Source organism: Henriciella barbarensis (assembly GCF_003576345.1).
In the GTDB taxonomy this organism is placed as follows: Bacteria; Pseudomonadota; Alphaproteobacteria; order Caulobacterales; family Hyphomonadaceae; genus Henriciella; species Henriciella barbarensis.
This window is the reverse complement of record NZ_QWGB01000005.1, coordinates 292,806-314,098: the sequence shown is the minus strand read 5'-3', so window position 1 is coordinate 314,098 and position 21,293 is coordinate 292,806. Positions and strand designations below refer to the sequence as shown.

Annotated in this window: 23 protein-coding genes and 1 tRNA gene; 13 read left to right on the top strand and 11 right to left on the bottom strand. The window is 60.2% G+C overall.

The features are described 5' to 3' along the window. Positions 1-61 precede the first annotated feature (61 nt). Complete coding sequence (locus D1224_RS04390) at positions 62-565, top strand: hypothetical protein (RefSeq protein WP_233350394.1); 504 nt, start codon at positions 62-64, stop codon at positions 563-565. A 54-nt stretch (positions 566-619) separates the two neighbouring features. Here the strand turns inward: D1224_RS04390 and D1224_RS04385 are convergent. Both D1224_RS04385 and D1224_RS04380 read right to left on the bottom strand, forming a co-directional pair. Beyond that, positions 620-696, bottom strand: a tRNA-Arg gene (locus D1224_RS04385). 62 nt (positions 697-758) lie between these two features. After that, entirely contained in the window at positions 759-1,739 is a 981-nt protein-coding gene (locus tag D1224_RS04380) for a P1 family peptidase (protein WP_119378695.1), read from the bottom strand. 213 nt (positions 1,740-1,952) lie between these two features. On the opposite strand from D1224_RS04380, the gene D1224_RS04375 reads away from it, so the two are divergent. Together D1224_RS04375 and ggt are read left to right on the top strand one after the other, a co-directional pair. Continuing rightward, complete coding sequence (locus D1224_RS04375; RefSeq protein WP_119378694.1) at positions 1,953-2,252, top strand: hypothetical protein; 300 nt, start codon at positions 1,953-1,955, stop codon at positions 2,250-2,252. Beyond that, complete coding sequence (gene ggt / locus D1224_RS04370) at positions 2,252-4,030, top strand: gamma-glutamyltransferase (protein WP_119378693.1); 1,779 nt, start codon at positions 2,252-2,254, stop codon at positions 4,028-4,030. The genes D1224_RS04375 and ggt overlap by 1 nt, the downstream gene beginning before the upstream one ends. Before the next feature lies 1 nt (position 4,031). On the opposite strand, the gene D1224_RS04365 is transcribed toward ggt, so the two are convergent. The 4 genes from D1224_RS04365 to D1224_RS04350 are packed head-to-tail and all read right to left on the bottom strand — an operon-like array spanning position 4,032 to position 8,504. Next, a complete protein-coding gene (locus D1224_RS04365) occupies positions 4,032-5,444 on the bottom strand; it encodes a sensor histidine kinase (RefSeq protein ID WP_233350393.1) in 1,413 nt (470 codons plus the stop codon). 15 nt (positions 5,445-5,459) lie between these two features. Beyond that, positions 5,460-6,995 (bottom strand): dihydrolipoyl dehydrogenase family protein, encoded by a 1,536-nt coding sequence (locus D1224_RS04360; protein WP_119378691.1) that lies wholly within the window; start codon positions 6,993-6,995, stop codon positions 5,460-5,462. After that, the gene (locus D1224_RS04355; RefSeq protein ID WP_119378690.1) at positions 6,992-7,738 is read right to left on the bottom strand and encodes a TVP38/TMEM64 family protein; all 747 of its coding nucleotides are present in this window, start codon (positions 7,736-7,738) and stop codon (positions 6,992-6,994) included. Before D1224_RS04355 ends, D1224_RS04360 begins: the two co-directional genes overlap by 4 nt. Before the next feature lie 40 nt (positions 7,739-7,778). Next, positions 7,779-8,504, bottom strand: a complete 726-nt coding sequence (locus tag D1224_RS04350) for a DUF547 domain-containing protein (protein ID WP_233350392.1) — start codon at positions 8,502-8,504, stop codon at positions 7,779-7,781. Between the two features lie 282 nt (positions 8,505-8,786). On the opposite strand from D1224_RS04350, the gene rpmH reads away from it, so the two are divergent. Genes rpmH through yihA form a run of 4 tightly spaced genes read left to right on the top strand, consistent with a single transcriptional unit; the run spans position 8,787 to position 11,870 of the window. Next, positions 8,787-8,921, top strand: a complete 135-nt coding sequence (gene rpmH / locus D1224_RS04345) for a 50S ribosomal protein L34 (protein WP_119378688.1) — start codon at positions 8,787-8,789, stop codon at positions 8,919-8,921. A gap of 38 nt (positions 8,922-8,959) precedes the next feature. Then, positions 8,960-9,352 carry a ribonuclease P protein component gene (gene rnpA / locus D1224_RS04340; protein ID WP_119378687.1) on the top strand — a complete coding sequence of 131 codons (393 nt, stop codon included), beginning with the start codon at positions 8,960-8,962 and terminating at the stop codon, positions 9,350-9,352. Positions 9,353-9,393: 41 nt separating this feature from the next. Further along, complete coding sequence (gene yidC, locus D1224_RS04335) at positions 9,394-11,229, top strand: membrane protein insertase YidC (protein WP_233350391.1); 1,836 nt, start codon at positions 9,394-9,396, stop codon at positions 11,227-11,229. After that, on the top strand, positions 11,226-11,870 hold the full coding sequence (gene yihA / locus D1224_RS04330; protein ID WP_119378685.1) for a ribosome biogenesis GTP-binding protein YihA/YsxC: 645 nt from the start codon (positions 11,226-11,228) through the stop codon (positions 11,868-11,870). Before yidC ends, yihA begins: the two co-directional genes overlap by 4 nt. Here the strand turns inward: yihA and D1224_RS04325 are convergent. Further along, positions 11,860-12,747, bottom strand: a complete 888-nt coding sequence (locus D1224_RS04325; protein WP_119378684.1) for a hypothetical protein — start codon at positions 12,745-12,747, stop codon at positions 11,860-11,862. The genes yihA and D1224_RS04325 overlap by 11 nt on opposite strands. 107 nt (positions 12,748-12,854) lie before the next feature. Next, entirely contained in the window at positions 12,855-13,112 is a 258-nt protein-coding gene (locus D1224_RS04320) for a hypothetical protein (protein ID WP_147372319.1), read from the bottom strand. A gap of 68 nt (positions 13,113-13,180) precedes the next feature. On the opposite strand from D1224_RS04320, the gene D1224_RS04315 reads away from it, so the two are divergent. After that, positions 13,181-13,693: a GNAT family N-acetyltransferase gene (locus D1224_RS04315; protein WP_233350390.1), complete on the top strand. Its 513-nt coding sequence runs from the start codon at positions 13,181-13,183 to the stop codon at positions 13,691-13,693. Positions 13,694-13,757: 64 nt separating this feature from the next. Here D1224_RS04315 and D1224_RS04310 read toward each other — a convergent pair whose 3' ends face one another. Together D1224_RS04310 and D1224_RS04300 are read right to left on the bottom strand one after the other, a co-directional pair. Continuing rightward, on the bottom strand, positions 13,758-14,225 hold the full coding sequence (locus D1224_RS04310; protein WP_119378682.1) for a hypothetical protein: 468 nt from the start codon (positions 14,223-14,225) through the stop codon (positions 13,758-13,760). Between the two features lie 571 nt (positions 14,226-14,796). Continuing rightward, the gene (locus tag D1224_RS04300) at positions 14,797-15,348 is read right to left on the bottom strand and encodes a lipocalin family protein (protein ID WP_119378680.1); all 552 of its coding nucleotides are present in this window, start codon (positions 15,346-15,348) and stop codon (positions 14,797-14,799) included. A gap of 136 nt (positions 15,349-15,484) precedes the next feature. Here D1224_RS04300 and D1224_RS04295 point away from each other — a divergent pair, with 136 nt between their 5' ends. The 4 genes from D1224_RS04295 to D1224_RS04280 all read left to right on the top strand — a co-directional run bounded on the left by D1224_RS04295 (position 15,485) and on the right by D1224_RS04280 (position 19,506). Next, entirely contained in the window at positions 15,485-16,747 is a 1,263-nt protein-coding gene (locus D1224_RS04295) for a hypothetical protein (RefSeq protein ID WP_119378679.1), read from the top strand. Positions 16,748-16,833: 86 nt separating this feature from the next. Continuing rightward, complete coding sequence (gene argB, locus D1224_RS04290; protein WP_119378678.1) at positions 16,834-17,733, top strand: acetylglutamate kinase; 900 nt, start codon at positions 16,834-16,836, stop codon at positions 17,731-17,733. Beyond that, positions 17,678-18,769 carry a DUF1036 domain-containing protein gene (locus D1224_RS04285; protein WP_119378677.1) on the top strand — a complete coding sequence of 364 codons (1,092 nt, stop codon included), beginning with the start codon at positions 17,678-17,680 and terminating at the stop codon, positions 18,767-18,769. The genes argB and D1224_RS04285 overlap by 56 nt, the downstream gene beginning before the upstream one ends. Further along, a complete protein-coding gene (locus D1224_RS04280) occupies positions 18,769-19,506 on the top strand; it encodes a pyrimidine 5'-nucleotidase (RefSeq protein WP_119378676.1) in 738 nt (245 codons plus the stop codon). Before D1224_RS04285 ends, D1224_RS04280 begins: the two co-directional genes overlap by 1 nt. 9 nt (positions 19,507-19,515) lie before the next feature. On the opposite strand, the gene D1224_RS04275 is transcribed toward D1224_RS04280, so the two are convergent. Then, positions 19,516-19,689 (bottom strand): DUF1328 domain-containing protein, encoded by a 174-nt coding sequence (locus D1224_RS04275; RefSeq protein ID WP_018148113.1) that lies wholly within the window; start codon positions 19,687-19,689, stop codon positions 19,516-19,518. A gap of 301 nt (positions 19,690-19,990) precedes the next feature. On the opposite strand from D1224_RS04275, the gene D1224_RS04270 reads away from it, so the two are divergent. Further along, complete coding sequence (locus D1224_RS04270; RefSeq protein WP_119378675.1) at positions 19,991-21,217, top strand: ATP-grasp domain-containing protein; 1,227 nt, start codon at positions 19,991-19,993, stop codon at positions 21,215-21,217. Positions 21,218-21,293: the final 76 nt, after the last annotated feature.

Here is a 21,293-nt window from a genome sequence, read left to right as displayed (position 1 = left end):
CCCGCCTGCCTGCCTCGCGGAACGCTCCTCAATGCTTCCGCATTAAGATTGCCAGTGGCTGATGGACTGGACTGACATGAAGCATCTCGCAGTAATTCTGACGACAGGGCTGATCGTTCTCATCGGGATAGGCGCAAGATTCGCGATCGGGAACGTCTATAGCGAGGCCGAGGCGACCAATCTGATCCAGTCGCTGACGCAGACGGGTTTGTACCTTGGGTCAGCTATCGCGGGCGCGTCTGCCACGACGCTGGCTCTCATGTTGACGCTGCTGGGACTTACCAACCAGACGAAGACGGACTTCGATTCTGACGTGTACCGAAGCATTTCGCAGGTCGCCTGGCTATCAACGATCAGTCTCGTCGGCGCCGTCATCCTTTTGCTCATGCTCGTGCTTCCTGTCGGGGAGTTCGACCAGATGCCAGACGGTTGGTATCGCCTGATGTATGAACTGGTCTTTGCCCTCACCGTGTTCGTGTGCGCACTACTTACAGCAACAGTCGTCAGGCTTTTCATGACCATACGCCACGTCATCAGTCAGGTGACGCCGGGTGACGAAGTATAGGCGCTCGACGCACGGCGAAAATTTCGGCGTCGGCAGCTGATTTTTAGGAAGAAATGGCACACCCGAGAGGATTCGAACCTCTGACCCCCAGATTCGTAGTCTGGTGCTCTATCCAGCTGAGCTACGGGTGCTCCGTTGAGAGGGCGGACACATAGCGGCGCCGCGCGCACGATGCAAGCGCTTATGCTGCAGTCTACTGATCTGCCTCATACACACCCCGTGCAATCGCCCTTGCGAGCGTGGATGCGGCCAGCTCTCCGATACGTGTCAGGGAGATGGGGGAGGGTTCTTCCAACGGGATCCTGCCTGTCGACAGGACAAATAATGCGTCGCCATCGAAGGGTGCGAACACCGGCCTGATCGCGCGTGAGAAGCCGGATAGAGCCATCTGCGCGACGCGGTGCGCTTGCGCCGGGGTGAGGCTCGCATCGGTTGCGATACAGGCGATCGTCGTGTTCTGGCCGGGCTGCGGGTTCATCTTCGCGTCGCCCCATTCCTCGGGGTCGGGGTTGTAGCCTTCGCCGGGACGGTGATTGCCGAACTCCCCATCCTGTTCGTACGGCCAGGCCCAGAAGCAGCTCGTGCCCGGCATGAAGACCGACCCGAAGCAGTTCACACCAGCAACTGCGCCAATCGTGATGCCATCGGCGGTGCGAAGCGATGCGGAGCCGAGTCCGCCTGCATGGGCGCCTGCATTGGCGCCAAGACCGCAGCCAACATTGCCGAGCGGGAAGGATTTCGCCCGGTTTTCGAAAGCTTCCTCGCCGAGCACGCGATAGGGTGGTTGCTCGCCCCAGCCCTTATCTCCGCCATTGGCGAGGTCGTAGAGAATGGCCGCAGGGACAATGGGTGTCCTTGGCACGCCCGGAAGATCCTTCAGCCCGTAGCCGCGCCCCATCGCGCCAAGCTTGGCGGTCACACCATCCGCAGAGGCCAGCCCATAGGCGCTGCCGCCTGACAGGACGATGGCATCCACCTGCTCAACCATCGTATCGGCGCGCAGGAGATCCGTCTCACGCGTACCGGGCCCGCCCCCTGCGACCGCACAGGCGGCCGTCGCGGGTTCATCCGCAACAATGACAGTTGTACCTGTTAGCACATCCCTGTTTTCAGCGTTGCCAACCTCGATGCCTGGAACGTCGGTGATGAGGTTTTTCGGGCCGGGCCGGGACATGGCAAGCTGCTCCAGGTTTTGCCCGTCCCGCGCTGGGACAGGAGATTGCTTAAACCTGATACCTAGAGCTGGCAGACCCCTGACACAACAAGCCAGCCACTCACTCAGCCCGCGGCACGAAACCTGCTTGCGACCGGGGCAGTCGGGCACAAAAGCTTTATTTGCGCCCACCGCCCCAATGGGTAAGGTCTTAACATGTCAGGGGAGCAGGACATGAAATTCAAATTCGCCATCGCATTCACGGCCCTCGCAGCAGCTGGATTTTCGGCAGCCGCGCAGGAAGCCCAGACCTATCCGACGGAAGTCCCGAACCTCAGCCAGTGCATCGAGCGCGCAGGCGCCGATGGAGAAGCCACGCAGGAAGAGCTTGATAACTGCATCAATTCAAATCTCGGCGAAGTGCGCGCCGCGATGCCAGATGTGACTATGGATACGCCGGACGAAACGCCTTATCGGATGAATGATGCCATGACCGGTGAAACCGCTGAAGGGGACACCGAAGAGGAGTCCTGATGAAACCTTCCACCTTGCTCTGTCCAGCGTTCGTACTGGTCGCGCTTGCTGCGTGTCAGCCCCAGTCTGGCAACAGCGTCCCTGACCGACCGACACTCGAAGAGACAGAGCAGGCGCCCGCGCCCAGGATCTGGGACAAGGGCGCCATGGTGGCGGCGGCTGACCCCCGCGCCGTAGAAGCGGGCCTCAAGATCCTGCGCGAAGGAGGCACTGCAATTGATGCCGCCATCGCTGTTCACACCGTCCTTGGCCTCGTAGAGCCTCAGAGTTCCGGCATCGGCGGCGGCGCTTTCATGGTCTATTACGACCATGAGGATGATGCGCTCACCGTATTCGACGGCCGCGAAACCGCGCCTCAGGCTGCTGACGAAAACCTGTTCGTGATCGACGGTGAAGTCCTCGATTACGTCACGGCCTGGCAGTCTGGTCGCTCGGCTGGCGTGCCGGGAATGATCGCGCTCTACAAGGCAGCGCATGAGGCCGAAGGCCAAGCAGAATGGGGCTCGCTCTTCCAGCCAGCAATTGATCTCGCGCGTGAGGGTTTCGAAGTCTCTCCGCGCCTTGCTGGTCTGCTCGCTAATGAGCGTCTGCGCGACGCTGTGCGCCTCGATGAAGATGAGAATGCAAGCGCCTACTTCTTCCCGGAAGGTGAGCCGCTGACCGTTGGCACCGTTCGCGACAATCCGGCCTATGCTGACCTGCTACAGTCTGTAGCTGCGAGTGGTCCGTCGGCCTTCTATGAAGGTGACAATGCCCAAGCCATTATTGATGTGCTCGGACAGGAGCCGTTGCCCGGTGCGATGACACTGGACGACCTCTCATCCTATTCTGTGAAGCTTCGCCCGGCCGTCTGCGGTGATCATGAAACGATGCGGATCTGTTCTGCGCCGCCGCCAAGCTCCGGCGCCGTCACCCAGAACATGATCTGGGGCCTCTATGAGCGGATCACTGAAGGCAGCAGCCCCGGCTACAGTGACGAAAAGCTGGCCGCTTGGGTTGATGCTCAACGTCTTGCCTATGCAGATCGCGACCATTACGTCGCAGATGCTGATTTCGTTCAGGTGCCAACGTCTGACCTGATCGATCCGCGCTATCTCGACGCTCGCGTCGCTGACGTTTTTGCGCCGGATGGAAACCCGCAGGCTGGTGATCCGGGTGAAGTTCTCGGGCGCGGTTCTATCATCGGGATGTGGGGCAGGGACCTCACTGATGAGACGCCGGGCACCACGCACATCTCTATCATCGACAAACAGGGTAACGCGGTTTCCATGACCGCCACCGTCGAATCCGCCTTCGGCAATTCGCGCATGGTGAATGGCTATCTGCTCAATAATGAGCTGACGGACTTTTCGCGCCAGCCGACGATCAACAGCCTGCCAGTGGCCAATGCACCGGCTGGCGGGAAACGCCCGCGCTCGTCCATGTCCCCGACCATGGTGTTCGATCAGGATGGTGACCTCTTCATGGTCACCGGGTCGCCCGGCGGCAATTCCATCGTGGCTTATGTTTCTAAGACTATTGTCGGCGTGCTCGACTGGGGCCTCTCAGCACAGGAAGCCATTAATCTTCCGAACGTGATCGCTCGCGGTCCGTCGGTGGGTGTCGAGATCGATGTGGAGCGCGGTCAGGATTGGGCCGACATGCTTTCAGCGGCCGGCTACCCCGTGGAAGAGCGGACCGGCGAGAATTCGGGGCTGCACGTCATTATCGTGCGAGGGAATGGTCTTGAAGGCGGTGCGGATCCGCGCCGCGAAGGCGTCGCCCTCGCGCTAGATTAGCCTATTTGGACGGCGGGATAGGCGGCAGGGTCAGCCTGAACCGCGTGCCCGCCTCATTGGTTTCGACCAGTGACAGCTCCCCGCCCATGGCGCGGGCCAGATCGCGCGAGAGTGACAGGCCAAGCCCGGTGCCATCGCGCCTGGAAGAGGCCGCAAACGGCTTGAACAAATTCTCCTGCGCGCGCTTGGGCAGGCCGGGGCCTGTATCTGCGAACTCGATATATGACGGGTCGCCGGACACGGTGATGGTCCCGCCGGTTTCATCCATGGCTTCAGCCGCATTGCGGATGAGATTGGCTGCGATCCTGTAGAGGTGGTCGGGATCACCATAGCCGGTCACGCCGGGGCCGATCTCATTCATCAGGCTGACATGGCCCGTATCGCCAATACCTTCCATCGCTGCCTCGCTCACCGTTTCAGCCAGCCTGAACATCTGCAGCCGCGCCACAGGCGTTGATGAGCGCCCATAGCGCAGCGTGTCGCTCGCAAGGCCGATGGCGCGCTCCAGCGCGCGTTCAAGGCGCGGTACGGCGCGTTGTACCCGTGGGTCGTCTGAAGCTGACAGCGCGTCGGAAGCCAGCTGCGCCGTCGCCAGCGTATTGCGCAAATCGTGATTGATCTTGGCAACTGCCTCCCCAAGCTGGGCAAGCCGTTCACGCTGGCGGAAGCTGTCAGAAACGGCCTCTTCCATGTCTGCCAGCGCATTCTGCGCGCGGCCAATCTCATCGCGCCTGGAGGTCGGCCCCAGCCGCCTCGTCCAGCTGCCGGGGTCTTGCCTGAACTGGATGACGGCCTGCGTCACGCGCTGGATCGGGCGGACGACGAGCGCGATGAGCAGGAAATAGATCAGCATTGCCGCGGTAATCGACACGATAAGTGAAACGATCAGGATCCGTCCCGCATAGGCGGTCAGGCCCTGTTTCAGCGGAGCTTCGGGCAGGATCACTTCCAGCACGCGTCCCTCGCCAGAGCCCATGCCCCGGATAACCAGCATCCGCCCCTCAGGTGCAACCAGGGTCTCCAGTGTCTCTCCAATCTCGCCGAAATAGCTCTCGGCCATCATGTCGATTTCTTTCATCGGCCCTTCCAGCGGCATGGAAGGTGGCAGGATCTGCTCGCGCATATCCTCGCTCAGTTCGGCCACGGCCAAAACTTCGGCGCGGCGCAACAAGTCGTTCGATAGCTCTTCCGACACCATGCGGCTCGGCGCGGCTTCCAGCGAAAGCGCAGCAATCCGGGCTGCCTGCACGCGCTCATTCAACCAGCCTTCGCGATAATTGGCGGCGCTCGGCAGGAAGATGATGAATTCGATCAGCAGGATGACGCCAATCGTAACCAGGAATAGCCGTACGCTCAGGCTGTCGAACAGCCCGCGGCGGTTTGCCCGCATCTCATCAGGATTACGTAACGGCACGCGCAGGCAAGTAAGCTAGGCGATGCGTTGAAGCAAGTTGACAAGAAGGCGCGCTGGCCGCCCGAACACCGCGCCGGAGAAATGCGCGCTCGCCGCCCGCTTCACCACCTCTGTCCGTGTCGGGTAAGGCGAAATAAAATTGGTCAGCGACGTGAGCTTCATGCCGTTCGACATCGCATAGCCAAAGAGCTGGATGATGTCGCCCGCGCCTTCGCCCACAATCGATGCGCCGACGAGCTTGCCCTTGTGGATGACGAGCTTGCATTCGCCCTTGGTCTTGCCCTCGGCGATAGCACGGTCATTCTCATTGAAGGCAAACACCGACGTTTCGACCTTTTCGCCATATTCATCACGCGCGGCCGCTTCGGTCATCCCGACCTGTGCGACTTCCGGTGAGGTATAGGTGACGGCTGGCAATGGCAGGCTGTCAGCGCGAGAGCGCTGCTTGAAGAAGGCCCGGCGTACCAGCACGGACGCGTGCCAGCCGGCGAGGTGGGTGAACTGACCGAACCCGGCCACATCCCCCAGCGCCCAGACCCGCTTGTTGGAGATCGAGCGCAGCTTCTGGCTGACCTTGATGCCGCGTTTGTCATACTCGACATCGCCGGCTTCAAGATCGAGACCGTCGAGCACAGGCTGGCGCCCCGCCGCAACGAGAAGGTGGCTGCCGCGCAGGATTTTCTTGCCGTCCGGGCCTTCTGCCTCGAGCACAATCGTACCGTCGCTTTCGCTGACGCTGGCGGCTTCATGACCCTCGAGCAGCGTCACGCCTTCATCCCGCAGTGTATCAGCTGCGACCTTGGCATGGTCTTCATCGGATGAGGCAAGCACACGGCTCATTTCAACCACGGTGACCTCTGAGCCAAGGCGGCGGAAAGCCTGCGCCATTTCCATGCCGATCGGCCCGCCACCAAGAATGATCAGGTGGAGCGGGAGTTTGTCGATGTCGAAGATGGACTCATTGGTGAGATAGTTGACGGTCGCAAGGCCCGGCACGGGCGGGATAAAGGCGCGGGAGCCGGTGGCGATGACGATCCGGCGCGCCTTCACGGTCGCGCTGGGCGAGTTGATCGTATTTGGACCTGAAAACTTGGCATGTTCGCGGATGACGGTCACACCGAGGCCCTCGAACCGCTCCTGACTGTCGACGGGCGCAATCGTATCGATGGCGGAGCGGATGTGCGCCTGAACTTTAGGCCAGTCGGTCACCGGTGTACCTGTCACGATGCCGTAATCGATGCCTTCGCGCGCGGCCGCCGCATATTTGGCTGCAGAGATCAGCGCCTTTGACGGCACACAGCCTGAGTTGAGGCAGTCCCCGCCCATCTCGCCCTTCTCGAACAGGATGACCTTCAGGCCGAGCATCGCGGCCCCTGCCGCCGCTGACAGGCCGCCAGAACCCGCACCGATAACGACCAGGTCGGCCTTCAGGTTACGATGGGGGGCAGCGCCAACCGAATGGGGGGCCGGTTCGGTGTTCACCTTGTCAGGATCCTGCTCGCCCGGAATCGGCGCGCGGGCATTCTGCTTTGCGGTCGCGTCATCATTCATTGGGCAGCTTCCTCAATCTGGGCCGCCTTGCGGCGGAAAATCTTCTTGTATGCGACTGGCAGCAGGGCAACGACGGCCAGCGCCAGGAAGGCTGGTGCGAAATTAGCCACCGCATCCAGCAGCGAATTGGTCTCGCCTTTGTCGAACGTCGCGCCAAGGCTCGCCCCGATCCACGTATATGCAATCACGCCGGGGACAATGCCGAGCGCCGTGGTGAGGACATAGTCCCTAAATTTCGCGCCCAGCAGGGCCGGGGCGATATTGGCGACGGGAAACGGTACAAGCGGTAGAAGGCGCAAAGCAAACATGTAGGAGAGCGCGTCCTCCTGAAAGCCCTTCTCCATCCGTTTGACAAAGCCGCCAGCTTTCTCCTGCAAGGTTTTGCCGATCGATGTCTTGGCAGCGAGGAACAGCGCGCTCGCGCCCAGTGTCGCGCCAACAACCGTGGCAGCGCTCCCGCCGAACAGGCCGAAGAGCAGCCCGCCCGCAATCGTGATCCAGAGCGCCCCCGGCAGCATGAATGCCGTGGCCAGCGCATAAATCGCAATGTAGGCCGCCACGGCGAGCACGATATTCTCGTCCACGAAAGCCTGCATGGCGGCGTTTTGGCGTTGTAGCGTCTCGATCGAGAGATAGTCGAACAGACCAAAAGCCCATGCGGCGATCAGGCCGGCGGCGATCACATAGACCGGCCAAAGGCGGATCCAGATAGACGTCCCGGTCTTGGCTGTGTCTTCAGACATATCGGTGGGCTTTCAGCTGAACTGTAGGAGGGAAGTGGCTCTATTTCGCCGTATCATTGAGTGACCAATCATAATTATAGTCGTCGATCTTCCGCCGCGTGGCTATCTGTTCTGCAAGATCGGCATCGGCATATTGGAGGAGATGGTCGATGACGGCCTCTTCAGAACCGCCGAAATCGTCCTCGAACCACTTATAGATGGATGAGACATCGATGCTGTCGCCATCCACGCGCACGCCGCGCGGATGGTTCACATAGGCGCGGGCGGCGTCATCGAGGTCTGCATCCAGCGTCTCGGCGACCCATGGCTTCGTGCGAAGGTCCGGGCAGCTATAGGACGCGCAATTGATGGCATAGTGCAGGCGCGGGTCATCACTCCACTGCTTGCGCAGCACATCATGCTCGATGCCGTGGAGGGATATAAGCTCATCGCCTGCGCGGACCTTGATGCTTTTCCATGGCCCGGTCGAATACCAGGGCTTGATCGTGTCCGTCGGATATTTCTCGACGATGTAGCGGACAGTCACCGCATTATAGAGGTTGGACCAGGCTGCAAATTGCGCATCGCGCTCCATTGCGGCGATATCGGCGCCATCGAACTGGGCGATATAGGCATCCAGCTTTTCGCGGTCTGCGGCATTGGCCTCGAGCGCGCCATAGTCGACCAGATTTACCCCGCCAGGGCCGGGGGCAACATAGACTTTCAGGATGTCACCCCAGCTTTCATGGGAAATAGCGTCCTGCGCGGACGCGGTAAAAGATGTCATGGCGACGGCCACCCCTGTCAGGACCGCAGCTATGCGGGAAAATGTATGGACTGCAAGTTTCATAACCGGGCATATAGAGTTCCTATTGGCGACTGACACGTCACACTCCAGTCCCAACGCTTCACACAGGCGTGAAGTGTCCCGGCGACAGGATAGAAGCCCGCCACGCGCGGCAGTAAAAGGGCTGGAAAGACTGGGTAGGTAGCCTTGACCTACCCGTATGCAGCCTGTATCAGCCGCGGTTTCCGAATTCGGTCAACACTTGATTGAGGCTCGACGCCCATGAAACGTACTTTCCAGCCTTCGCGTCTAAAGCGCGCCCGCCGTCACGGTTTCCGGTCACGCATGGCCACCAAGAACGGTCGCAAGGTGCTTGCGCGCCGCCGCTCCAAGGGCCGCAAGCGTCTGTCAGCCTAAAGGCTGCCTGCGCCGCTCCGGCGTCTGGAGCGCTGCCCATGACGACAGTCGAAGACACATTTGCTGAGGTCGAGCGGCTCACCGTTCGGCCTCAGTTTCTGTTTGTGCGCGGAGGGCTAAGCGAGCGCCGCAAGAGCCTCGTCATTCAGGCCCGCCAGCGCACTGGCGCGCGGGCCGAAAAAGACACGGTCGGCGAAGGTTTCACTGCGACAAAGAAGATCGGGAATGCCGTGGTGCGAAACCGTGCCAAGCGAAGGCTTCGGTCTGCCGCGCGCGAACTTCTGCCGCGCCATGGTGTCCCACGTACCGACTATGTCTTCATTGCGCGCATGGATACCGCTGAGATTGGCTGGCAGCGTTTGCTTGACGATATGGAAAGCGCGCTGATAAGCCTCCGCGCAGCCTTGAATGCGGGGTCGGGCCCGGCCTGACCCCTCTTTGTTATCATGGAATACCGGCGGATTTTAACGACATGAACCAGGGTATGGACCCGCAGGACCAGCGCAATTTCATCATCGCGATCGTGCTGATGCTGGTTTTCGTCTTTGGCTATCAGACCTTCGTCCTGCAGCCGCAGGAAGAAGCGCGGCTGGAAGCGCAGGAACAGGCAGAAGCCGAACGTGAGACCGGTGTTCCGCAGGCAGGCGACACAATCGAACCGGTCGCCGCAGCTGAGTCCGTCGAAGACGCCCTCAGCGCGAATACGCGTCTGACCCTGGACGCCGCACGCGTCGATGGCTCGATCCGCCTGCGCGGCGCGATCCTCGATGACCTGCAGCTGAAGGATCATTATACGACAGTCGAGCGGGTCAATGAACTGCGCCTTCTGCGACCGACAAATTTCGACCATGGCTATTTCGCCAGCTGGTACTGGTTTGATGGCAACCAGCCGGTCACCGGCCCTGCCACCGAATGGCAGGTTCAGGGCAATCCGACCCTCTCCACCGATAATCCGGTCACGCTGACCTATGAAGGCAACGGCGTTTCAATCGAACGCACGATCAGCGTCGACGAGAATTACATGTTCACCTATAGCGACCGCCTGACGAATACCGGGTCGGAAGCGCGCACGCTGGCTCCCCTCGGCTCCATTCGCCGTCAGGGACAGTGGAAGGAATTCCTCGAAACCACCGACCCGGGCAGCTCCAACACGGGCGGCATGGCGCATATGGGCCTGATCGGCGTGTTCGATAACAACCTCACCTGGCGCAACTACAAGAATTTGGACAAGGGCAAGGGCCTGAAGGATTCCGATGACCTCGGCGTGCGTCGTGCTTCGGAAGGTGGCTGGCTCGGCTTCACCGACAAATACTGGATGACGACCCTCATTCCGCAGCAGGAATATGAATTTGCTGGCCGCTATGAGCGACTGTCCCGCGAAAGCGGCCCAGTCATGCAGCTGACCGTTGCAAGCGCCGCGCGGGTCATCGAGCCGGGCGAGACGGTCACCTCTGAAAACCGCATCTTCGCAGGCGCCAAGGAACTCGCTGTCCTGGACGCCTATCAGGAGGGCGGCGTGCCGCGTTTCGATGACGCGATCGACTGGGGCAACATCCTCTACTACATCACGAAGCCGCTCTTCTCGCTGCTGCGCTGGCTTGAAGGCATGGTCGGCACTTTCGGTCTGGCGATTCTGGCGCTGACGGTTCTCGTCCGCCTTCCGCTCGTGCCGTTGTATAACCAGTCCTACAAGTCGATGGCGAAGATGAAGAAGCTCGCCGAGCCGATGAAGGAAATCCAGGAGCGCTTCAAAGAGGATCCGCAGCGCCGCCAGCAGGAAGTGATGAAGCTTTATCAGCGTGAAAAAGCCAATCCGATTGCGGGCTGTATCCCTATCCTCCTGACAATCCCGGTCTTCTTCGCGCTGTATAAAGTGCTCTTCGTCACCATTGAGATGCGTCACGCATCCTTCCTGTACATCAATGACCTTTCAGCGCCTGACCCGACCGCAATCGGTAACCTTTTCGGTCTGCTCCCATGGGCAGCGGCTGACGTAAAAGCCATTCCGATTATCGGCCTTGTCATCGGCATTGGTGTCCTTCCGATCCTCTATGGTGTCACCATGTCGGGCATCCAGGCGCTTTCGCCGCCGCCAACCGATCCGACCCAGAAGATGATCATGCGCTTCCTGCCGCTCATCTTCATGTTCGTATTCGCGGGCTTTGCCGCCGGTCTGGTGCTCTACTGGGTCTGGTCGAACGTCCTGTCCCTCGTCCAGCAATACTTCATCATGCGCCGGAACGGCGTGGAAACCGAGCTCGACAAGCTGATTGGCCGTCTGCTCGGCCGTAAAAAGGAAGATGTGTGAGCGACGCGCCAGAATTCGACGAAGAGACGATTGAAGCTGGGCGGGTGCTTTGCTCGGGCCCGTGCACATTCCTGCTCGGTGCAGCCGCGCTCACTCAGCTGCCCGAGGCTGACCGGCCAGAGATTGCCTTTGCCGGGCGTTCCAATGTCGGCAAGTCCAGCCTGATCAATGCGCTGCTCTGGCGCAAGAACCTCGCGCGCGCCTCGTCAGAACCCGGCCGCACACGAGAGCTGAACTATTTCGATCTCGGCGAAGGCCGTCTCTGGCTCGTTGACCTCCCGGGCTTCGGCTATGCAAGGGTTTCCCGCACGCAGGCACAGGAATGGCAGCGCCTGACGCTTCGCTATCTGCGCGGCCGGGTGAACCTTCGCCGGGTCTTTCTACTCGTTGATTCACGGCGTGGTCTGATGGACACCGACCATGAGGTCATGGACATGCTGGATTCAGCGGCCGTGACCTATCAGATCGTCCTGACGAAGGGCGACAAGGTCAAGAAAACCGAGGCCGAAGCAGTTCGCGCCAAGGTGGCCGAAGCGCTCAGGAAGCGCCCTGCAGCTCACCCTGTCATCCGGCTGACCTCAGCCGAGAAGGGCGGAGGCCTGCCTGAGCTTCGCGCAGAGATCTACCAGCTTACTGTCTGACGACGCCGCGATCGCGGTCGCGCCGGCTGATTGGCTCGGGGCGGCCGCCGCGCAGCTGGTCATCTGACTGATTATTGTTGTTCCGCGCCCGCCGGGCGCGGTCACGTTCCTGCAGGGCTTCCCGGCGCGATACGCGTCGTTCCTGGCGCGCCTGCTGGGCAGCCTCCCGGGCCTGTTGGCGGTTATTGTTCGCGTTCGCGCCCTGCTGCCCGCGATTGCTGCGCGATCTGTTTCCCCGGTCCCTGACATCGCGGTTTCCGGAGCCGCGCTGATACTGCGTGCCGGACTGTTCGCCGCGATTGGCGCGGCGATTAGCTCGATTATCGCGGTTGCGATCCCGGTTTGCAGTCCAGCCGTCCCGGCGCTGATCGCGATTATTAGAGCGGTCGTGGTTTCTGTCTCTATCCCGGTCCCGGCTACGATCGCCATCCCGTCCACGGTCGCGATTATAGCGCGGGCGGTCCGGACGCTGATTGCGGGTATTATCCGAACGCTGATCGCGATAGCGAGGTGGCGTACCGCGCCGGCCATCCTGACCGCGATAACCGCGCTGAGAGGGCCGGGCGTCGCGGTGGCGGTAATTCTTGTTGTGACGGTTCAGCCAGCCAGTGCGGGTCGGATAATAGACGTATTGCGAGTAGACGACGGAATTGCCGGAATAATAGTAGCCGTCGCCATAATAGCCGGCGCCGTAATGCCCATCATTCAGATAGCCCGTTCCATAGCCGCTGTCATAATAACCATCGCCGTAGGAGCCATCGCTGTAATAGCCGTCATCATAATAGCCATAGGCGTCATAAGTGGTGCAGGCCGTTGCCAGAAAGCCTGCAGAAACAAGGCCAAGCAGCAAGCCAGCGCGGCGGAAGGAACGGGACATGATGTCTCCAGTACGTGTCGGTTTCAGTCAGTCTGGGTTCAGACTAACAAGCCCCGCCTGACTGTGACATGAACGCAAATTCAGGTCCGTCGCGGAGCCCTGGAAACCTAGCGTTCGCTGACCTCGGCGATGTCATCGACTGGCGTTTCCGGCTTGCCGGTCCCTTCGATTTCCGCGGCTGGCTTTGCGCGCGATTTGCCGCTGGCAGAGGCGTTTCCATTATAGGTCGCGGTGTAGGCGGCATTCGCGACGCCTTCGCTCGACATATAGGGGACGGCTTCTTTTCGCGGACCGACACAGGCGGCGAGGGCCGCGGCGGTTAGGAGGAGGGCGAGTGTTTTCGCGGGTCGGGATAGGGTTGCCATACCCGCCAGCATTGAGGTTTTCCGCTTTCGTTGCAAGTCGCCCCACTCATGGGAGATGTCACAGGATTATGGCTTGCAAGACACCGCGCCGCGCGGCATTTCTCCTCTCCGAGATGAGTATTTCCATTGCGCCCGCCAACCTCGACGCAGAGGATTTCAGGGGCCTTATCGGCGCCCATAAGGCGCTTATGCTCGAAACCAGCCCGCCCGAAAGCTCCCACGCGCTGAAAATCGACGCAATGCGCGCGCCGGACCTGACGGTATGGGAAATGCGCGATGGCGAGAAGCTGGTCGGCTGCGGCGCGCTGAAAAGCCTGTCTGACGGAAAGTCAGGGGAAATCAAGGCGATGCACACGGTCGCCCAGTTCAGACGGGGCGGGCTCGGCAAGTCGATGCTGCGCCATATCCTCTCGGCGGCGAATGAGCGTTACTACTCACGGATCTACCTGGAGACGGGCAGCCAGCCTGCCTTCCAGCCCGCGCGCGGCCTTTATGAGAGCCACGGTTTCGTCACCTGCGGCCCGTTCGGCGACTATAAGGAAGACCCCCATTCAGTGTTCATGGTGAAGGCGCTAGCGTAAGCAGCGCGTGCGGCCGCGCTGCTGGCGGGCAGGGCGGTATGGATTTCAATTCTTGTTTATCCGCTCATCCCGGCGAAGGCCGGGATCTCGGCCAGTCTTGGTCTGAGCTTGCTTCGAAGAGATCCCGGATCAAGTCCGGGATGAGCTGTTTTCTTGGTGGCGGGCCTCGGGCTGCCGGGTGCACCCCTGGTGGTGCCTGGAGGGTGCAGCCACGGTGTCGTGGCGGTGTTTCTGCGGTGTACGGGTCTGGCAGCGGCCAGGCCGGTGCAAGATCCGGGTCGAGGCGTGTCCATGGCGCATAGTCGAAGCTGCGCGGCAGGGCCCCGCGCGCCGCGCGCTCGGCCTCTGACTCCGGCCAGTGCGTGACGCGGATGACGCCTGTCTTCAGAAGCTCCCATCCAAAGCCGCCGCGTCCTTCGGCGCGTGCCAGCTCTGCGGTGGCTTCTAGCCTGGCGAGATAATGCCAGAGGACCGGCCAGTACCAGACGGGTACGAGCGCATGCGCTTTCACAAGGGTTTGCCAGTCCAGCATGCAGGGAAGTGTAGGGCCGGCGCCGGGGGAGGGGGATGTTTTGGAGTTTTCCTCGGGGTGGCGGCGCGCCCTCGTCCTTCGACAGGCTCAGGATGAGGGCAGGTATCCATCGAGCCTCGTCCAAGCGGGTGCTTCGCTGAAAGGAGACACCATGGACCCCTGTCTTCACAAGGGTCTTCGGAAGGGTGGAGCTGGGCTTGAAGGGCGTATTCAAGTCAGCATCACCCTCGACCGCGTAGCGGTCTGAGGGGCCATCTTCGGAACACCGGCTTTAGTGCCTGCGGCGATGGCAGGAGATGGGCTCCCAGATGAGCTACGCTCATCGGGAGTGACGCAAATTGCAAAGTCGGCGCTTCGAGATTGACAGATCAGGGGTCTGCAGATGCGCCACGTCTCCCTTCTCCCGAATGCGGGAGTGGTTCGACTTCGCTCACCATGAGGGGCCGGGGATGAGGGCTGCAACGGTGCTGGTTGGCGGGCAGGTGGCACCACTCTCTGACGTCGGCGCCCTCACCCCCTGCACCCTCTCCCGCAGCCGGGAGAGGGGAAGGCGCGGGCCTCGGACGTATGATTATTGCCTGAACACCAGCGGCTCTGTCGCAAAGCCCTTTTCGCGGGCGGCATTCAGCATGCGGTCGATGACGGCCTGGTCTGGCGCTTCCTCGCGGGCGAGGATCCAGAGGTATTTGCCATCGGGGGAGCCGACGAGAGCAGCCGAATAGTCGCCCTCCAGCGCGAGGATCCAGTAATCACCCCAGGCAAAGGGCACCCAGTCAGGGGCGAACTTGACCTCGAGTTTGGAATTGTTCGAGCCGTCGACCACGCGGGCCGTGCCCTCGGCGCGCTTTGTCTCCCCGGTTTCGCTGTTGGTGCACTCATTCACGACGCTGACCGTGCCGTCCTCATTGAGGGCATAGGTCGCCGTGGTGTCGATACAGTTCTTCTCGAAGCTGTTGGGATAGCGGGCAATCTCATACCAGGTGCCGGCATAGCGGGTGAGGTCCACCTCATCGACGGTGGCGGGCTCTCCGCTTGCATCGCGGTAATCAGGCTGGCTGAGCGCGCAGGCCGCCGCTAGCGGAATCAGCGCGAGAAGGGGAAGGGCGAAATAGAGTTTGCGCATGGGAGCTCTCGGATTTGGAGTTGGGTGTCGAGAGCGGGTAACGCGTGAGAGCGGGATTGGTTGGTGGGAAGTGCTCACTTGCAAGAGCCTAGCATGCACTGCTTTAATTTTTGTTTGAGTGTGATCTACGTCAGAAATGTTCACTACAGACTTCATAACGGGATTTTTGTTTTCGCTCTGCGTCACGTTGATGACTTTTGGAGTGATCACGCTTCTTTGGCTTCCACCGGGACCTTTCTCATCTAGGGGGCGTCAACAAAATAAAATTAGTTCAACCCCCTATCTGGCTTGGCCTGCGATAATTACGGCGGGGCTATTTCTTATCGTTCTGTTCTTACTTCATGAACTCAACATCGATGTGCTCAATGAATCCGCTTGGTTTGAGTATAGTGAAGGTCGGCGCACGAATTCACCCGAAGGAATCAGAAACCTTTTCCTTACGCTTGGGGGCGCGATTGCCACGCCCATTGCTGCACTGACTTTAGGTAACGCTATTCGTCGAAGCGCAACGATGGAGCGGCAGGAAGAAATTGCTAGAAAAATGCAGCAAAATGATAGCCGAAGGTTGGAGTCTGACGCCTTCGCTAAAGCATCTGAGTTGCTTGGTTCTAATAGGTTAGACCAGCGCATAGCCGCTGTGCATTCTCTTCAACTGCTGGCTCGATCTGTCTCCGAAGAGGTAGTTGATCAAATTTCAGATACGTTATGCGCTTTTGTACGGGCACGCTCGTCTGATATCCCCGAGACACCTGCTGATGAAAAAAATCCGGATGAGGCCATTCGGTCAGCGCTCTTGGCGCTGCTCGGACAATTTGCCGATGGAACTCGGGAAATCGATATCAGGGGCGCGTGGATCGGAACACTAGTCGTGACTTCTAATATAAAAAGAGTGTCGTTTGCCGGGACTCAAATAAAAAAAATCACCTTCTTGGGCGATGTAATTGATTGCAAATTCGAGAACATCAAGAATGACGCAAGTATACGCTTTGCGAAGAATGCATCAAACCTTATGATTGCTAACTGCGACTTGGGCAGCTTGCAGATATCATCGCCACCAAGATCTGTGGGCTTCAGAACGGTAGGCGGTGCAATTTCTATAATCGCTTCCTTGGTCAAAGAGCTACGTATCGGGAACGTGCTATTCGAAAAGCCTCTTGAAGCAGATGTTTCCATCTTTGGAAGAGTTTCAATATTTAGGGCAAAGGGTTTGGTTCAAAGTAGATTTTCGAATATCGGCCTCGGTTGGCCGGTCAAAGCTCATCTGCCATCAGAATGGTCGAGCAGCGAGAAAGCTGCGTTCTCCGAGAATGCGAGAAAATTCGATCCTTTGCCGATGGCCTTAGCCAGATCGCATGTTCACGACTTGCTTGAAATCGAACACCCAGACACAAAAGCGTAAATAGAGTGCTGGGTGAGCAACTTCGTACTAGTTGCCCAAGAAGCAGCCTATTCCCCCATCCCCCAAAACCCGCTAAACGCGGCGCCATGAGCGACACCCCCCAAATTCCCGCACAGTTCACCGCTGAAACCCTGTCTGAGGCGCTGCCCTATATCCAGCGCTATGACCGCCAGACCGTGGTCATCAAATATGGCGGGCATGCCATGGTGGATGAGGCCTTGTCTGAGGCGTTTGCGCGCGATGTCGTGCTGCTGAAGCACCTCGGCGTAAATCCGGTCATCGTGCATGGCGGGGGGCCGCAGATTGCGAGCCTTCTGGACCGGCTCTCCATCAAGTCTGAGTTTCGTGACGGCCTGCGGGTGACCGATGATGCGACGATGGAAGTGGTCGAGATGGTCCTCTCCGGGCCGATCAACAAATCCATCGTGCGGGCGATCAACAAGGCGGGCGGCAAGGCGGTGGGGCTTTCTGGCTCTGACGCCGACATGATGCGGGTGACACGGGCGACGCGCACGACGCGCGACCCTGACAGCCATGTCGAGCAGGTCATCGACCTTGGCTATGTCGGCGAGCCTGAGGCGGTCGATGTGGCGGTGCTGAAGCTGCTGACCAATTATGATCATGATTTCATTCCGGTGATCGCGCCGGTTGGCGTCGATGCGGACGGCAAGCGCTATAATGTAAACGCTGATACCGCAGCGGGGGCGATTGCGAGCGCGCTGGGGGCGATGCGGCTCTTGCTGCTGACCGATGTTGCGGGCGTGCTGGACGGGAAGAAGGAACTGATCCGGGAGCTTCAGGCCGATGATGTGCCCGCACTGGTGAGGGAGGGCGTCGCGTCCGGCGGTATGATCCCGAAGCTTGAAACGGCGGCGTCCGCCGTCAAGAATGGCGTTGGCGGGGCGGTCATTCTGGACGGACGTGCGAAACATGCGCTTCTCATGGAGCTATTCACAGAACACGGGGCCGGGACGATTGTCCTTTAGGCGGTTTGTTAGCGGACTGTTCGCGGGCGCGACGCTGGCCGTGTCGCTGCCCGGTGTTGCGGTGGCGCAGGGCGCTGCGGGCCTGCCGGCGAGCCCCGGCGGCTGGCAGCTGTGTAACCAGACAAGCTATGTGGTCGAGGCGGCGACCGGCCGGTTCGAGGGGCAGGGCGTGACGGTCGAGGGGTGGACGCGGTTGCGGCCCGGCGCCTGCGAGGTTGCACTGGACGGGCCGCTGGAGCCCGGCGTGCATTACCTTTTCGGTCGGTCATCCTCTGCGCATCGCGGTGGCCGCAAGGTCTGGGGCGGGGACAATGCCTATTGCGTTGACACGACGGGGAGCTTCTCTGTCGAGAGCCCGTCGCAATGCGCTTTGATGGGACTTTCCTCGCGCAAGTTCAGGCCGATCCTGATCGAGGAGGCTGGCGCCTGGACGACGAGTTTCACCGAGCTTGAAGACTATGACCTCGAGACGGCGGCGGCGGCCGGTGTGCAGCGCCTGCTGAACGAGGCGGATGTCTATGAGGGGCGGATCGACGGCTATATCGGGCGCAATACGCGCGGCGCGATCCGCACATTCCTGAATGAGAATGAGCTGAGCGCCGAAACGAGCGATGCCGAGCTGGTCGACGTGCTGGAGCAGATTGCGCGCGAGAAGGGGCGGGAGGTTGGCCTCACCCTCTGTAATCGCACGCATGAGCGGATCTGGGCGGCGATTGCGCGGCGCAAGGGCGAAGGCTGGGAGAGCCGCGGCTGGTGGCAGCTGGAGTCTGGTGGCTGCGCGCGGGCGATAGATGATGCGCTGCTGAACGCGCCGCATTTCGTCTTCGCCGAGATGGAGACCAGCGACGGGCCAAGGCACCTGAAAGGCGCGAGCGACCTCTTCTGTGTGTCGCGCGGGCGGTTTGCGATCACGGGGCGCGAGGACTGCGAGGCGTCTGCCTATCGAACGGTGGAGTTCAAGGGCACGGTGCCTGCGGCAGAGGGCAAGCTGACCTATGAGTTCTTCGAGCGTGATTTTGACGAGGCCGAGAGCTGATGGCGTCTGACATGGTATTGGAGGCGCTGGCGGGTCGCGACACCTGGGTGTTCGACCTCGACAATACGCTCTACCCGGCCGAGTGTGACCTCTTCGCCGAGATCGACCAGCGGATGACCGACTTCGTTGCGCGCTTCCTGCGGATGGAGCGGGGCGAGGCGCGGGCGCTGCAGAAACGGTACTATGCCGAGCATGGCACGACGTTGCGCGGCATGATGACGATGCATGGCATGTCGCCGGAGGACTTCCTCGCGCATGTGCATGAGATCGACCTCTCGCCGCTGCCACACCTGCCGGATTTGTGTGAGGTCATTGCGGCGCTGCCGGGACGCAAGCTAGTCTATACCAATGGCTCGCGCCGCCATGCTGAGCGCGTGACGGACTATATGAGGCTCGGGGCGAGTTTTGATGGCCTGTTCGGCATCGAGGATAGCGACTATACGCCGAAGCCAACGCAATCAGCCTATGACGCTTTCTGCCGCCACCATGATGTCGACCCGGCGCGGGCGGTCTTCTTCGAAGACCTTGAGCGCAACCTGAAGCCTGCCCATGCGATGGGCTTTGCGACGGTGCTGGTCCACTCAAAGAAGGACTGGAGCCATGAGCCGGTCGAGGCGCGGCCTGCGGGGGCGGACGATGTTGACCACCCGCATGTCGACTATCTGACCGATGACCTCACCGGCTTCCTGCAAGGCGTGCTGGACGTGGTGCGCCCCGAACCTCTCCGAGGCGCCTGAAGTCCCTGTTCAGGTCACTTTCTTGAAGACCGTCAGGCCGAGGATGAGCAGGACGGCAAAGATCACCAGCGCGGCGATAAAGAGGAACATGGCGATGTCGACGGCGACGCCGGCAATGCCTGTAAGGCCCAGCAGGCCTGCGATCAGGGCGATGATGAGAAAGACGAAGGCGAGTTTGATCATGGTCAGGGCTCCACTGTCTGTGATTGCTGAAGAGTAAGCGGCAGGGCAGGCCATTGGTTCCGAAGAGCCACCCTTGCAGGCCGGTTTCAGGGTGGGCTGGCGTTTGACTTGCTGCCTTCCCCTCCTAGCTTGAAGGCTACATGCATTCGAGGAATTCAGAGCTGCCCGGCCGCGAGACACGTGCCGGACCGATTTGTCTGTATCTGGCTGCGCCAAAGCGCGCCGGACCGGAGCAAGCAGCCTGAACTGAGTTCATTTTCAAGTTAACCGTTCAATGACGACACGACCCCGTGGAGGTCCAATGACTGATTATAATCCCGACAAAGGCTATATTGCGCTCCTCGGCTGGAGCCTCAACGCGATCGACGCGATGGAGAAGTTTGATCGCCGCTATATCGTGGTGGCACCGAACTGGGCGCGGGAATATGCCGAGAAGAACGACATTCCTTTCATGTCCTGGAATTTCGAACGGCTGAACGAAAATTCCTTCGAGATCGCGCAGATGCTGAAAGATGAAGGCGTCGACGTTGCCGTGCCGCTATATGAGGAAACGGTTGAATGGGCGGGCGCCGTCAATGCTGTCCTGCTCGACAATCCGCGGCTGCTCGGCCAGTCCATGCTGTTTCGCGACAAATCGCTGATGAAGCGCCGGGCCCAGTTGGGCGGTATCCGCGTCGGTATCTTTGAGGAAGCCCACGACCGGGGCGACGTCGAACGGTTCCTCAAACGTGTGAACCAGACCCTCCTGAAGCAGGAAGGAGATGCCAACGACCCGATCCACATCAAGGCGTTCGACCTTGCTGGTTGCATGGGCCACCGCGTGGTCAGGAATGTCGAGGATGTCGATCTTATCCCTGAATCCGATTTCCCCGTGTTGATGGAAAGCCATCTCGATGGCTGGGAATATGCCGCCGAGGCTTGGATCCATGATGGCAAGATCCGCTTCCTGAACATCTCTGAATATGTCCGGCTAGGCTATTCGGTCTTCGTGCCGGCGAGCCCCGAGCTTGAAGCCATGCGAGACAAGGTGACGGCCGAGATCGAGAAGCTGATCAAGACGTTCGACATCAAGTTCGGCTTCATCCACCCGGAATACTTTATCGGGCCGGACGATGTGATGTACTTCGGCGAGGTTGCGTACCGTCCGCCAGGCTTCAAGGTCTTCGAGCTTCTGGAGCGGGTTTATGGCTTCAATGCCTATCAGGGCATGGTCATGATGTTCGACCCGAAGACCACCGAGGAAGAGATCGAGGCGTTCTTCCCGACGCCGGTCAAGGATGCCAATGGGTATGCTGGCTGTTTCGGCGTTTATCCGCGCAACCGTGTCGTTTCACGGCTCGAAATACCGAAAGAGACAGAAGACCACCCCTATTTCGACTGGCATGAGCTCAGCGAACCGATGGAAACCAAGGTTTCAAAACGCTCTGCCTTCGGCAATCATTGGGGCCTTGTCTACTTCCACGGCGAGGATGGCGAAACGATGCGTGACCTTCTAGCCGCGCAGGAAGATGTCGACTTCTACGTCTAGGCGTTCGCGCCGGTAGTCATGCAATTCAGTCTTTACTAGGCTCGCCTTGAAAACAGGCGAATCAAAGGGGTGCGCC

What these genes read in the sequence shown, in the direction of transcription:
- D1224_RS04315 (WP_233350390.1), top strand. Translation starts at nt 13,181, where the DNA reads ATGGCTTGCAAGACACCGCGCCGCGCGGCATTTCTCCTCTCCGAGATG.
- argB (WP_119378678.1), top strand. Translation starts at nt 16,834, where the DNA reads ATGAGCGACACCCCCCAAATTCCCGCACAGTTCACCGCTGAAACCCTG.
- D1224_RS04390 (WP_233350394.1), top strand. Translation starts at nt 62, where the DNA reads ATGGACTGGACTGACATGAAGCATCTCGCAGTAATTCTGACGACAGGG.
- D1224_RS04300 (WP_119378680.1), bottom strand. Translation starts at nt 15,348, where the DNA reads ATGCGCAAACTCTATTTCGCCCTTCCCCTTCTCGCGCTGATTCCGCTA.
- D1224_RS04295 (WP_119378679.1), top strand. Translation starts at nt 15,485, where the DNA reads ATGTTCACTACAGACTTCATAACGGGATTTTTGTTTTCGCTCTGCGTC.
- D1224_RS04280 (WP_119378676.1), top strand. Translation starts at nt 18,769, where the DNA reads ATGGCGTCTGACATGGTATTGGAGGCGCTGGCGGGTCGCGACACCTGG.
- D1224_RS04320 (WP_147372319.1), bottom strand. Translation starts at nt 13,112, where the DNA reads ATGGCAACCCTATCCCGACCCGCGAAAACACTCGCCCTCCTCCTAACC.
- yidC (WP_233350391.1), top strand. Translation starts at nt 9,394, where the DNA reads ATGAACCAGGGTATGGACCCGCAGGACCAGCGCAATTTCATCATCGCG.
- D1224_RS04275 (WP_018148113.1), bottom strand. Translation starts at nt 19,689, where the DNA reads ATGATCAAACTCGCCTTCGTCTTTCTCATCATCGCCCTGATCGCAGGC.
- D1224_RS04285 (WP_119378677.1), top strand. Translation starts at nt 17,678, where the DNA reads ATGCGCTTCTCATGGAGCTATTCACAGAACACGGGGCCGGGACGATTG.
- D1224_RS04360 (WP_119378691.1), bottom strand. Translation starts at nt 6,995, where the DNA reads ATGAATGATGACGCGACCGCAAAGCAGAATGCCCGCGCGCCGATTCCG.
- ggt (WP_119378693.1), top strand. Translation starts at nt 2,252, where the DNA reads ATGAAACCTTCCACCTTGCTCTGTCCAGCGTTCGTACTGGTCGCGCTT.
- D1224_RS04355 (WP_119378690.1), bottom strand. Translation starts at nt 7,738, where the DNA reads ATGTCTGAAGACACAGCCAAGACCGGGACGTCTATCTGGATCCGCCTT.
- D1224_RS04375 (WP_119378694.1), top strand. Translation starts at nt 1,953, where the DNA reads ATGAAATTCAAATTCGCCATCGCATTCACGGCCCTCGCAGCAGCTGGA.
- D1224_RS04270 (WP_119378675.1), top strand. Translation starts at nt 19,991, where the DNA reads ATGACTGATTATAATCCCGACAAAGGCTATATTGCGCTCCTCGGCTGG.
- D1224_RS04325 (WP_119378684.1), bottom strand. Translation starts at nt 12,747, where the DNA reads ATGTCCCGTTCCTTCCGCCGCGCTGGCTTGCTGCTTGGCCTTGTTTCT.
- rpmH (WP_119378688.1), top strand. Translation starts at nt 8,787, where the DNA reads ATGAAACGTACTTTCCAGCCTTCGCGTCTAAAGCGCGCCCGCCGTCAC.
- D1224_RS04380 (WP_119378695.1), bottom strand. Translation starts at nt 1,739, where the DNA reads ATGTCCCGGCCCGGCCCGAAAAACCTCATCACCGACGTTCCAGGCATC.
- D1224_RS04350 (WP_233350392.1), bottom strand. Translation starts at nt 8,504, where the DNA reads ATGACATCTTTTACCGCGTCCGCGCAGGACGCTATTTCCCATGAAAGC.
- D1224_RS04310 (WP_119378682.1), bottom strand. Translation starts at nt 14,225, where the DNA reads ATGCTGGACTGGCAAACCCTTGTGAAAGCGCATGCGCTCGTACCCGTC.
- rnpA (WP_119378687.1), top strand. Translation starts at nt 8,960, where the DNA reads ATGACGACAGTCGAAGACACATTTGCTGAGGTCGAGCGGCTCACCGTT.